The sequence below is a fragment of the Aquamicrobium zhengzhouense genome (assembly GCF_016124105.1).
Lineage (GTDB): Bacteria > Pseudomonadota > Alphaproteobacteria > Rhizobiales > Rhizobiaceae > Aerobium > Aerobium zhengzhouense.
Window position 1 is genome coordinate 253,552 of sequence record NZ_JADGMQ010000002.1, and the last position, 12,030, is coordinate 265,581.

Consider the following 12,030-nt stretch of genomic DNA (forward strand, 5'->3'; position numbering starts at 1 on the left):
GACTTGCTCGGCAAGTGTTTAAGTTCAAATCCGAAATGGCATTGGGCCAAGTTCGGAGGGCAGCACTCTATCCAGCTGAGCTACGGGTGCATCCGGATATAGATGCGTCTTTAGACGATGATGCCGATCGCTTCAACGGCAAAGGTGACGATGAGATGCGATTGTGCGCAGGTTATGGCTGACCGTGCCTCTTTGTAAGGTCGAGTGCCTTACTGAAGCGACGGGATGGAGTGGGTGAACGGGCAGGTGCCCCTGCGTGGACTCTGCCAGCTTAAACGCTATCATCTGACCGTTCCGGCGATAAATTCTGGCGGTTGCATGAATTACTGGACATGGTTCCTTGGACGGCTGAAGCGCCAGTTGTGGTGGCAAGCTCTGGCTTACGGCGCGTTGGGCGTCCTGACAGCCTTTGCTGCTCTTGGCGCTGAAACGTTTTTCCCGTGGCAGATTCCCTGGGACATCGACCGGGACGCGGTATCAAGTCTCCTGACCGTCATCTCCTCAAGCATGCTGGCCGTGACCACCTTCTCGCTGGGAGCTATGACGGCCGCGTTCGGGGCCGTGACGTCAAATGTTACGCCGCGCGCGACTCTGCTTCTGATGGAGGATCGCGTCACGCATAATGTGCTCTCGAGTTTTATCGGGGCGTTTATCTTCTCGATCGTCAGCACGATCGTTTTGCACACCGGTTCCTACGGAGAGCGCGGCAGGGCGGTGCTCTTCCTGATCACGATTCTGGTTATCGCTCTGGTGGTCGTCCAGCTTCTTCGCTGGATCAATCATCTGATCTCACTTGGCCGCGTCGGAGCAACGATCGAGCGGGTAGAGAAAGCGGCTGCGGCAGCGATCAAGGAGCGGCTCAGCACCCCCTATCTGGGTGCACATCCGTGGTTGCCCGATGCGCCCCACCCGAACTGTGCGACGCTTATAGCAGCCAATTCCATTGGCTGTGTGCAGTTCGTGGACATTCCAAGATTGTCGGATATCGCCGAAGAGCATCAGCTGCAGATCTACATTCCGCTGAATGCGGGTGCCTTCGTTTACGAGGATGTCGCCCTGGCCTTTGTCGAGGGCGCGGTCTCTTCGGATATCGAAGACGAGATCCGAAGCCAGTTTGTCATGGCACAGCAACGCAGCTTTGAGCAGGATCCGCGGTTCGGCCTGATTGTGATGGCCGAAATCGGATCCCGAGCGCTTTCAAGTGCGACCAACGATGCCGGGACGGCTCTCGACGTCATCGGACGTCTCACGCGGCTTTTGACGCTCTGGTCGACGGGGCGGGCGGAGGAGCCCGTGATCTATCCGCGGCTGCACCTGCGGCCTCTGGTTGACGGCGACCTCTTCGATGATGCCTTCATGATCATCGGACGTGACGGTGCACATCTGGTCGAGATTCAGGTGCGCCTCCAGAAGGCTCTTGCGGCCCTGCAAAGGGTGGGGGGCGAGAGTTTTCGAGCTTCTGCCGCAAGGCATGCAGAGCTTGCACTCGCACGGGCACAGGCATCGCAGATGATCCGGTCTGATCTGCAATACATCGCGGAGGAGATGAAACGCGTACGGCAGATCGCAGCGGTTCAGGATGCTTCCTCGCAAAGCTGCGCGCGGATCGGCTGATGTGGGAATGCGCACTCAGCCCAAACCGGCGTTCGATGCTGTGGGCTGGTGCAGAAGCTGACATATGTCGGCAACGATGACCGAGTAATCAACGATCTGATTCCGGTTCGTTCGGCAGGCAGGGAAATTGAGAGCCACTGAGAGAAGTGCAGGCGAGGTCTTCGGGACCTTCCTCAAGCTGGGACTGACCAGTTTCGGCGGTCCCATTGCGCATCTGGCCTATTTTCGCGATGAGCTCGTCGTTCGCAGAAAGTGGCTGGATGACCGTGAATATGCGGATCTGGTCGCCCTTTGCCAGTTTTTGCCAGGGCCTGCGTCAAGTCAGGTCGGCTTCGCATTGGGTTTGATGCGTGCGGGCTGGGCCGGTGGGCTAATGGCCTTCCTGGCATTCACTGTTCCTTCCGCATGTCTGCTGATCCTGTTCGCCACCCTTGCGGTCAACCTCACGGGTCCGATCGGTATCGGCGTACTCAGTGGCTTGAAGATCGTCGCGGTTGCGATCGTCGCGCAGGCTGTCCTGGGGATGGCGAGGAGCCTTTGCCCCGACAAGGAGCGCGTGAGCATCGCGGTAGCCGCGCTTGCGTCGGTCTCCCTGCTGGAGGGAGCGACCGGCATGCTGGCGGCTATCGTTATTGGTGCGGTCGCGGGGCTTATGTTCAATCGTGGTACGGCATCGTCAGAGCGGGGGCAGCTCTCAACTGGAGTTAACCAAAGGACAGCGAGCGCATCCCTGGCGATTTTCGTGACCTTGATGATTGCTCTTCCTCTTCTGGCCCAACAGAACTCGTATCTTGCGGTCGTCGATGGGTTCTATCGTGCAGGATCGCTGGTTTTCGGGGGAGGGCACGTGGTTCTGCCTCTTCTGGAAGCAGAAACGGTTGGCACGGGCTGGGTAACCCCGGAACAATTCGTGGCGGGTTATGGAGCGGCGCAGGCAGTTCCGGGCCCGCTATTCACCTTCGCGGCTTACCTCGGTGCGGTCAAAAGCGGCGTGCCGAACGGACTGGGCGGCGCTTTTATTGCCCTCCTGGCAATATTCCTGCCTGGGTTTTTGCTGCTCGTGGGCGCTCTGCCGTTCTGGGATCGTCTGCGTAGGGAAGCCAGCGCTCAATCCCTGATGCAGGGGACAAATGCTGCGGTGGTGGGGGTGCTTGGAGCAGCGCTCTATTCGCCGGTATTCACGAGTGCCATCCACGATGTCAGAGCGTTCGCGCTGGCGGTGATCTGCCTTCTGCTTCTGATGTCGTGGAAGATCGCGCCCGTCCTAGCCGTGGTGTTCGCCTCTGTTGGAGGCGTGGCTCTTCAACTGGTCCATTAGCGAGCGGAAGGGGGCTGCCGCGTTTTTGCCCCAATAGCCCTTTTGATAGCTCTTGTACGGCGGGGGCTGTCAGGAGAGGCTCACCGTGCTCTATCCGCTTCAGGCCGCAGCGGCGGCCGTCACCGTCTCGCTTGCCCTTTCAGCATGCACCTCGACGTCCAGTCTGCTGGACGACATGACGACCTCTTCGATCAGACCAAATGCGCATTCGGCAAAGGAACGCGAGTGTCTCGCGCGAGCCATGTTTTTCGAGTCGCATCGATCCAGTCGCGAAGGACTCGTTGCGGTGGGTACCGTGGTTATGAATCGTGTCGCTGCAGATGAGTATCCGAATGGCATCTGCGGTGTCGTCGGTCAGAAGAACCAGTTTGCACCGGGCGTGATGACGCGAAAGATGAACTCCAAAGCCATGCCAGACGTCATGGCCGCCGCTGATGCGGTTCTAAAAGGCGAGCGGCACCCGAAGGTCAAGAACGCCAAGTTCTTCCATCAGGCCGGCCTGAAGTTCCCCTATAAGAACATGCACTACGTCCTCGTCGCCGGCGGCAACGCCTTTTATGAAAAACGCAGCCGAGCAGAACGCCTGGATGGTCCCCTCCGAAAGCAAAGCGAGCTTGCTGCAGCTGGTCTCGTGGAAAACAAACCGGTGGCCATTGCAGCCGGAACCGAGGAGCTCGAAGCGATGACCCTCTCGTACGGCGCTGAATGAAGGATACGGAACAGGTTTGGCTTGAATATGAAACGCGCTCAACCGGCAGCTTGGGGCACTCGGACGTAGTTAACCCGAAGCTTCAGGAATGGAACCTCCACGTATCTGAAGCTTAGCCTAGCGAGGGGTACGAGCGTCAGGAAGCATATCAGTGACGCAAACGTTGCAATGTAAAAATTATTGAGTGCCACGACCCGAGTGTGGATCAAATCGGCTATCCAGAAAACGAAGAAGAAATGGAGAAGGTATAGGGAGTAAGAGCACTCGCCAATTTTCGCTAGGAGATTGGCCCAAGGGTTTTCCGAGGTCCATTGGTAACTTCTGTCGTAGTACGCAATCAAGGCACCGTATGCTGCTCCCTCTACGGTTGGGATGATCAGCCAGATGGCGTTGGATGAGGGATAGCTCCCTATTTGGTAGAAGCCCCCCAAGGCGTCGAAGTACCAATAGAATCCGCTGAATAAGACCGCTGCCAGCAGTGCGAGTACATGCTGTTGCTGCATAACGCGGCCGAAATGGAAAAATATCATTCCCAGGATGAACTGGTCCATTCTCCCGATTATCGTCCAGTAGGAGAACCATTGTATGCTTCCATCCCGTGCGTACATGTAGCATCGGAGAGCGAGGAACGCGGCGAGTATTGCGAACAATAGAAGCGGTCTTCGTCGTGAGAACGCGAGAAGAAACGGAAGAATTATATAGAAATGAAACTCTACTGTGATTGACCAGCCGCCATTCGGTATCGTCGGCGCGTAAAGCCCGGAGGCAACCATACGAACGTATTCAGTTACGTTTCCGCCATGTAACCAGTGCTGCACGCCGACGATAAAAACCACCAACGCAAGTAGGGGGATCAAGCGCAGAGCGCGGTTGAAAATGAAAGGAAAGTAGAGAATATCTCTTCCGTGCAGTATTTTTGCGAACAAATAACCGCTTATTGTCATGAATAGGGCGACACCAGTATGGCCCTCGTCGATAGTGGACATGAAAAATATTCTCGGGGCGCCCTCAAAAGGCACTGGATATCCAGATCCAGCGTGAATGAAGTGCCAGCTGAAAACCATAAATGCAGCAATGGCACGCACGTGATCTAGCGTTGGATAGTAATGTCCCGAAGAGGATCTCATGTCGACTTACGTGGGAGGCGGGAGTAGCTGAAAAAATCAAAGACGTATCAGTTATACTATCTCAGCTGCTTGGGGCAGTCTATCGACAATGAATTGGCAAGATATATCGTGAAGCGATACACCCAACGTCATTCGCGTTAAGAGAGGCGTATGACGGATCGATTCATACTCGTGGAGGTTTCGAGCTTCCGCCAGGAGATAAAGAAGAGCCGCTTTCTCGCTCTTGCGGCGCCGATTGTGGATGAGAATGAGGCAAGGGGTTTTCTTGCTCAGCATTCTGAACCGGCGGCGAACCACAATTGCTGGGCGTGGCGGCTCGGGCAGAGCTACCGGTTCAATGATGACGGCGAGCCGAGCGGAACTGCGGGTAAGCCAATCCTGCAAGCGATCGACGGGCAGGCACTCGACAATGTCGTTATACTCGTCATTCGCTGGTTCGGAGGGGTGCTGCTGGGCAGCGGCGGCCTTATCCGCGCCTATGGCGGCACTGCCGCAGCGTGCCTTCGTGAAGCGGAAAAACGCCCGCTGGTTCACCTGACAAATATCTCAATCATGTGCACTTTCAGTGACGCAGCGTTGCTTCGTGCCCGCATTGAGGCACTAGACGGAGTTGCCGTCGGCGGGCAGGAGTTCCTTCCGGATGGGGTGGTTCACCATGTACGATTGCCCGCGGAAATGGAGCCGAAGGTGCGGGAGGTGGCGGCCGATGTCACGAGCGGACGCGCGCAAATCGTGAGTGGCGTTTAGTTAAATCTTTGACGCACCGTCATCATGCTGTCGGAAGTTTCGACTTCACAAAGACGTCGTATCGTGTGCTTTTGCCGACGATCTGATGAGACGGCTTCCGAATGCCTTCCATTGGAGGCGCCCGAAGCGGCCATTTGAGAACGACCCGGTATTGAGCGTGCTCCAATGCACAGCGCATAAGTTCTTCGGCGTCCGGATCGCTGCCTACGATCTCGCGTATCTGGCGCATTTCCTTCTTAACCAGCGCGGAGTTTCCGCGCGGCGGGTGCATTGGATCGACGAGAACGACTTCGGGGGCGAGCTGGGGCAATAACTCCCGAGAATCGCCGTGCAAAAGCGTCATTCGGGCGATCGTTTCGGCGTATTCGCTGCTTTCCCGGGCCGCCCGCTCCAGACCCGCGGCGAGAAGGTCATGCATGCGCGCTGATCGCTCGATGAGCGTGACCTTTGATCCTAGCGAAGCGAGCAAAAATGCATCGCGTCCAAGCCCTGCGGTAGCGTCGACGATTTCCGGCCGGGCGCCCTTTACCAGGCCAGCGGCCTTTGCAAGCGCGTGACCACGCGCACCGCCGCTCCGAAACTGATGACCGACGGGCCCGTCGACGAAATCTACGATCGGTTCCGGATTATCTCTTTCGTGCGCCATGCTGTGCCTCAGAAGGGGCAGGGGGCCGTGAATGTGACGTCGTTGCCGTCCGGATGGCAGAAGGTTAGCGTCTCTGCGTGGAGGAGGAGGCGGCTTGCAGCGTTCAGGGCCTCGCCATCTGCATAGAACTCGTCTCCGAGAATGACATGACCAATCGCTTTCATATGAACGCGCAGTTGATGCGTTCGACCGGTCAGAGGCAATAGCTTTACACGGGTCCTTTCGCCAAGACGCTCAACGACGTGCCAATTGGTCTGCGCCGCCTTTCCTCCCACCATATCAACGCGATGGCGCGGCTTGTTTTCTGGGTCGATCGAGAGCGGCAAGTCGATGGAGCCCTGATCTTCGGCGATGTTGCCCCACACGACAGCTGTGTAAAGCTTTTGCACCGTTCGTGCTTCGAACTGCGCCGCTATCCTGGCATGTGCCATGCGGTTGAGTGACATAAGGACGAGGCCAGATGTGTCCTTGTCGAGACGATTGATCATCTGCGCGTTCGGGTAGTCCTCCTGAACGCGCGAGGCCAAGCTATCCTTGAGCGCAGGATGGCGTGCGGGTACCGAAAGCAGACCGCTTGGCTTGTCCAAAACAAGCAGATCCTCGTCTCGATGAATGACCGAGACATAGGGCTCAAGAGGCGGGTTGTAGATGGGGCAGTTGTCAGCGGGCACGTTCATCTGCCCCCCTTACATCTTTGCTGCGTCAAGGGGTAGTGCGTGGAGCGTGGGCTTGCCAGCTACCCGGTGACCAGGACCAGCCCCGGTACCCGATCGATCAGTGATTTATCCTTCATCACACGGTCGAGGTTGATACGAGCCAGGCGCGCGTGCTCGCGTGCCACGGCCTCGGCGCGGGAGCCTTCGCGCATTTCGATCGCGTGGGCGATGGCACGGTGCTGTGCCTGGCCGACGATCAACGATGTGCGGAACGCCGGCACGCTCATCTGTGCTTCGAGGAATGCGCTGGGGCTAGCAAAGGGAAGATGTAGCACACGTTCGAGCTCACGCTGGATAATGCGGCTTCCCGATAGCTCGGTCAGCATTTCGTGGAACTCGGCGTTGAGGCTCATATAGCCATCGAGGTCGATGTCATTGACGCCCGTTTCGACAACGTCATCGAGCCGCGCAACGAGCGCCTTGAGGGCGTTGATCTTCGTTGGCGTGGCGCCACGTTCAGCGGCAAGGCGAGCGGCTGTTCCCTCTAGGACACCGCGGATCTCGATCGCGTCTGCCACATCGCCAATGGAGAACAGACGGACGGAATAGCCGCCCGAAGGGATCGCTTCGAGGATACCTTCCTGCTCAAGACGCGCGAGGGCGGCACGAACCGGGGTTCGCGACAGTCCAAGCTTGGCGCTGACGTTGATTTCCGACAGTCTCTCGCCCGGCGCTACTGTGCCAGAAAAAACGAGATCACGGATCCCGATCACCGCCTTGAGAGTCTGTGACGCGCCTTTGTCTGTTCGTGCGCTGCGGGCCATGTAGGATACCTTTGCATCTTTGCGTTGCCTAAGGGGGCCACTCCTACCCATCCTGAAGATGATGTTCAGTATGTGTACAGGTCAAAGTCAAGAGCGCGAGCGTGCGGTTGGCAAGGTAACGCAGCGTATGCTAGCGAGCCGCGAGGAAATTCCACAGCAAAACCAGGCCGTGCCGGTACGGCTGAAGGAGGACAGAATGACCGACACCAACGCCCCCGCGGCTCATGTAGCACGCCCGCCTTACCGCGCCGATCACGTCGGCAGCCTGCTGCGTCCGAAGACGGTAAAGGACGCGCGCAAGCGCTACTTCGACGAAAAATCCATTGCTGCCGAGGAGCTCCGGGCAGCTGAGGATGAGGCGATCATTGCCGCTGTAAAGGCGCAGCAGGATGTGGGAATGCCTGTCGTGACCGACGGTGAAATCCGTCGTACGTACTGGCACTATGACTTCCTCGACCAGATGATCGGCATCGACCTGGAGCATCGGGAAAAGGAAGCGATCCAGTTCCACGGCATCGCGTTGAAGCCGGAGTTCCTGACCATCAACGAAAAGGTCGACTTTCCGGACGACCATCCCATGCTTGAGCACTATAAATTCGTGGCAGGTGTCACCAATGTGATGCCCAAGATCGCGATCCCTGGCCCGAGCTGCGCCCACTTCCGGACTGATCCTGAAGATATCCGTCATGCGCCCTACAAGGATCTCGAAGTCCTGTTTGCCGATCTTGCAAAGGCCTACGAGAAGGCGGTCAACGCGTTCTATGCCGCCGGCTGCCGCTATCTTCAGATCGACGACATCTTCTTCGCCTATCTGTGCGATCCAAAGCACCGCGCCGCAAAGGCTGCGCTTGGTCAGGATCCCGATTGGCTGATCGAACAATATGCCTGGATGATGAACGAGGCGATCAAGAGCCGTCCCTCGGACATGGTCATCGGCATGCATATGTGCCGCGGCAACTTCCAGTCCCACCACGCGGCGGAAGGTGCCTACGATCTGTGCGCAGATGCGATCTTCAACAAGACCGATGTCGATATCTATTTCATGGAATATGACACCGAGCGGGCGGGTGGTCTTGAGGCGTTGCGTTTGCTGCCGAAGGGCAAGAAGCGTGTCATGCCAGGTTTCATCACCACCAAGACCGGTGATCTGGAAGACCTTGATGATCTTAAGCGCAAGTTTGAGGCGGTATCCAAGATTGCCGATCTGGACCAGTTCGGCATCGCACCGCAGTGCGGCTTCTCCTCAACCGAAGAGGGGAACAAGGTGACCGAGGACGACCAGAAGCGGAAGCTGGAATTGGTGGTTAAAACCGCCGAAGCGATCTGGGGCGGTGTCGAGGGATAGTATCCCACGAAATTATGATTAACAGACCCCGGAACGCAGCTGCGCTTCCGGGGTTGTTTGTTTGCGAACGGCATTCCACGTCTTTCCCGCAGCTCCGCCTTGCTTCTGCGACAGCTTTCTAGTATCAGACCGGCATGTCTTCTCGTCGCGCAAAAAAATTCCAGCATCCGGTCCGTTTCATGGGCCAGGCTGCGCGTGCGATGCTCTCCACCGTCCTTCTACTCGGCCTTAGCGGCGATCGCCGGGCTCGTTGAAGGAGCACCCGGCGGTCGAACTGCCGGACACGGCGACAAGCTCCTTGCCGAAATTTCCCAGTAGAGATTGAAAATGTGCGCAGCGTCGTGCCATTGAGGGCGCGGTCCGCACTGGAGTGAAGACGATGAACGAACAGAGCCGCGTTGATGCTGTAGCTGCCTCTCGCAAGAAGGGCATGCCGGATGCCGCAATCAAGTATCAGCCATATCCACTGATCGACCTCAAGGATCGGACCTGGCCAAGCAAGCGTATCGAGAAGGCACCAATCTGGTGCTCGGTTGACCTGCGTGACGGCAACCAGGCCCTCGTGGATCCGATGGGTCATGATCGCAAGGCGCGTATGTTCAATCTGCTCATCGATATGGGCTTCAAGGAAATCGAGATAGGCTTCCCGTCTGCGTCGCAAACGGATTTCGATTTCGCGCGCTGGTGTGTCGAAGAAGCAAATGTTCCGGACGACGTGGATCTGCAGGTGCTGGTTCAGTGCCGGCCCGAGCTGATCACGCGCACGTTCGAAGCGCTGGATGGCGCGAAGTCGCCGATCATCCACTTCTACAATTCGACCAGCGAGCTGCAGCGCCGCGTGGTATTCGCCAAGGACGTGGCGGGCATCAAGCAGATTGCCACTGACGCTGCCAAGATGATCATGGACATGGCCGCCAAGGCCGGCGGTGGCTACCGTTTCCAGTACTCTCCCGAGAGCTTCACCGGCACCGAGCTGGAAGTGGCGCTGGAAATCTGCAACGCGGTAACCGAGATCGTCAAGCCGACGCCAGACAACAAGCTGATCCTGAACCTGCCGTCGACGGTCGAGATGTCTACGCCAAACATCTACGCCGACCAGATCGAGTGGATGTGCCGCAATCTCGACAATCGCGAGAGCCTGATCATCTCCCTGCATCCTCACAATGATCGCGGCACCGGAATTGCCGCGACGGAGCTGGGCCTGATGGCAGGCGCAGATCGCGTCGAGGGCACGTTGTTCGGCAACGGCGAGCGCACTGGCAATGTCGATGTCGTGACACTGGCGCTGAACATGTACACGCAGGGCCTTGATCCCGAGCTGGATTGCTCCGACATCAATCGGATGAAGGAAGTCTACGAATATTCGAACCAGATGCAGATCGGTGAGCGTCATCCGTATGTCGGTGAACTGGTCTACACCGCGTTCTCCGGTTCGCACCAGGATGCGATCAACAAGGGCATGAAGGCGCTTAAGGTCGCCAATAAGCCTCATTGGGAAGTGCCATATCTGCCAATCGACCCGCAGGACGTTGGCCGCAGCTACGAGGCGATCATTCGGATCAACTCGCAGTCGGGCAAGGGCGGTATCGCCTATGTTCTGCAGGCAGATTACGGCCTGAACCTGCCGCGCAACCTGCAAATCGAGTTCAGCCAGGATATCCAGCAGATCACCGATTCCGAAGGCAAGGAAGTGCCGGCGAAGCGGATCTATGAGCGCTTCCTTGAGATGTATGTCGACCAGCCCGGTGCCCGGTTGAAGTTCGTGGATCATCACACGACGCCGGACCCGGTACATCGTGGCCGCCGGATCCTTGAAGCCGTCATCGTGGATAACGGCCAGGAAGTGACGATCACCGGCAGCGGGACTGGTCCTATTGACGGGTTCGTCGATGCGCTGTCACGGCATATTGGCGTCGACCTGTCGGTTCTGGATTACTCCGAGCATTCGATGCAGCGCGGATCGAATGCTGCCGCGATCAGCTATGTTGAGGTTGAGCATCCGGGCGGACGCCTGTTCGGCTCGGGAATCAACACGAACATCGTGGCCGCTTCCCTCGAGGCGATCGTGTCGGCGGCAAACCGGATCGTCAGCGCGTAAACATCAAAACTCCGGCGTGAGAAACACTTGCGCCGGAGTTTTCAATTTTTGCCGATGGGGTGCCAATCGCCTTTCTCTTTACCGCCACTATCCCGCATGCCAACTTCCGCACGTTGCGGAGGAACAGCGTATGAGATTGCACGCAGTAGAGGTTGGTGACGGCAGCACTCCGATCGTCTTGCTTCACGGCTTTGGCGCAGATCACACTGCGTGGCGTCGCATCCAGCCTGAACTGGCGAAGGCGACACTGGCGGTCGCTTATGATCTGCCCGGACATGGCGGGTCGCTTGATTTCGCAGGGGCGGGCCCCGCAAAAAATGCGGCGGTGGCAGTCATCAACGACTTGAAGGGTCGCGCGATCGAACGTGTCCACCTGGTTGGACACTCGATGGGCGGCGCGGTTGCATGTCTGGTTGCGCTCTTCGAGCCTTCACTCGTCGCAAGCCTGACGCTACTCTCGCCAGGCGGTTTCGGTCCCGACATCAATCATCGGTTGCTGACGCGCTATGCTGCAGCCGACAGTGAGGAGCAGATCACATTCTGCCTCGAGGCGATGACCGGCTGGTATTCTGGGGTTGATCCGGAAGTCGTACGCCATCTGGTGAAGGTGAGGGCTCGAGCGGAGCAGCGTCTCAAGCTCATCGAAATAGCCGAGGGCCTCGCGAAAGATGGTCGACAGGGGCAGCTGCCATTGGACAAGCTTGGCGCCCTGAGAATTGTAACAAGCGTTGTTTGGGGCGAACTGGATAATGTACTGCCAGTCAAGCAGCTTCAGGGACTGCCGGATTCTTTTAAAGTTCACCGCTGTTCCGAATTGGGACACATGCTTCCAGATGAAGCTCCAGGCGAGATGACGCGGATCATTCTCGAGACCTGTGGATTTTAACGATAGTTTTGTCGACGCAAGACAGCACCGTGATTTTGTCAACCGCATATGTTAATCGTC

General features: G+C 57.6%; 11 protein-coding genes and 1 pseudogene. 7 read left to right on the forward strand and 5 right to left on the reverse strand.

Features of this window, described 5'->3' with window-relative positions:
• The first annotated feature begins 318 nt into the window (after nt 1-318).
• Both IOD40_RS04370 and chrA read left to right on the forward strand, forming a co-directional pair.
• Nucleotides 319-1,614, forward strand: a complete 1,296-nt coding sequence (locus tag IOD40_RS04370; RefSeq protein WP_198474698.1) for a DUF2254 domain-containing protein — start codon at nt 319-321, stop codon at nt 1,612-1,614.
• Nucleotides 1,615-1,741: 127 nt separating this feature from the next.
• Nucleotides 1,742-2,932, forward strand: a complete 1,191-nt coding sequence (gene chrA / locus IOD40_RS04375) for a chromate efflux transporter (protein ID WP_198474700.1) — start codon at nt 1,742-1,744, stop codon at nt 2,930-2,932.
• Between the two features lie 99 nt (nt 2,933-3,031).
• Here chrA and IOD40_RS19825 read toward each other — a convergent pair whose 3' ends face one another.
• Entirely contained in the window at nt 3,032-3,175 is a 144-nt protein-coding gene (locus IOD40_RS19825; RefSeq protein ID WP_210336811.1) for a hypothetical protein, read from the reverse strand.
• On the opposite strand from IOD40_RS19825, the pseudogene IOD40_RS04380 reads away from it, so the two are divergent.
• A pseudogene (locus tag IOD40_RS04380) lies at nt 3,150-3,539 on the forward strand (cell wall hydrolase); the annotation flags it as partial. The gene IOD40_RS19825 and the pseudogene IOD40_RS04380 overlap by 26 nt on opposite strands.
• Before the next feature lie 140 nt (nt 3,540-3,679).
• On the opposite strand, the gene IOD40_RS04385 reads toward IOD40_RS04380, so the two are convergent.
• On the reverse strand, nt 3,680-4,726 hold the full coding sequence (locus tag IOD40_RS04385; RefSeq protein WP_325099667.1) for an acyltransferase family protein: 1,047 nt from the start codon (nt 4,724-4,726) through the stop codon (nt 3,680-3,682).
• 192 nt (nt 4,727-4,918) lie between these two features.
• Between IOD40_RS04385 and IOD40_RS04390 the strand changes: the two genes are divergently transcribed.
• Nucleotides 4,919-5,515 carry an IMPACT family protein gene (locus tag IOD40_RS04390; protein WP_198474704.1) on the forward strand — a complete coding sequence of 199 codons (597 nt, stop codon included), beginning with the start codon at nt 4,919-4,921 and terminating at the stop codon, nt 5,513-5,515.
• A 22-nt stretch (nt 5,516-5,537) separates the two neighbouring features.
• On the opposite strand, the gene IOD40_RS04395 is transcribed toward IOD40_RS04390, so the two are convergent.
• Genes IOD40_RS04395 through IOD40_RS04405 form a run of 3 tightly spaced genes read right to left on the reverse strand, consistent with a single transcriptional unit; the run spans nt 5,538 to nt 7,641 of the window.
• Nucleotides 5,538-6,161 carry a class I SAM-dependent methyltransferase gene (locus IOD40_RS04395; protein WP_198474706.1) on the reverse strand — a complete coding sequence of 208 codons (624 nt, stop codon included), beginning with the start codon at nt 6,159-6,161 and terminating at the stop codon, nt 5,538-5,540.
• An 8-nt stretch (nt 6,162-6,169) separates the two neighbouring features.
• Nucleotides 6,170-6,838, reverse strand: coding sequence for a pseudouridine synthase (locus IOD40_RS04400; protein WP_198474708.1), 669 nt, complete (start codon nt 6,836-6,838; stop codon nt 6,170-6,172).
• Nucleotides 6,839-6,897: 59 nt separating this feature from the next.
• Complete coding sequence (locus tag IOD40_RS04405; protein WP_198474710.1) at nt 6,898-7,641, reverse strand: GntR family transcriptional regulator; 744 nt, start codon at nt 7,639-7,641, stop codon at nt 6,898-6,900.
• A gap of 196 nt (nt 7,642-7,837) precedes the next feature.
• On the opposite strand from IOD40_RS04405, the gene IOD40_RS04410 reads away from it, so the two are divergent.
• The 3 genes from IOD40_RS04410 (at nt 7,838) to IOD40_RS04420 (ending at nt 11,970) form a co-directional block, all read left to right on the forward strand.
• A complete protein-coding gene (locus tag IOD40_RS04410; RefSeq protein WP_198474712.1) occupies nt 7,838-8,986 on the forward strand; it encodes a 5-methyltetrahydropteroyltriglutamate--homocysteine S-methyltransferase in 1,149 nt (382 codons plus the stop codon).
• Nucleotides 8,987-9,416: 430 nt separating this feature from the next.
• Complete coding sequence (gene leuA / locus IOD40_RS04415) at nt 9,417-11,084, forward strand: 2-isopropylmalate synthase (RefSeq protein ID WP_198475326.1); 1,668 nt, start codon at nt 9,417-9,419, stop codon at nt 11,082-11,084.
• Nucleotides 11,085-11,214: 130 nt separating this feature from the next.
• Nucleotides 11,215-11,970 (forward strand): alpha/beta fold hydrolase, encoded by a 756-nt coding sequence (locus IOD40_RS04420; protein ID WP_198474714.1) that lies wholly within the window; start codon nt 11,215-11,217, stop codon nt 11,968-11,970.
• The last annotated feature ends 60 nt before the right edge of the window (nt 11,971-12,030 follow it).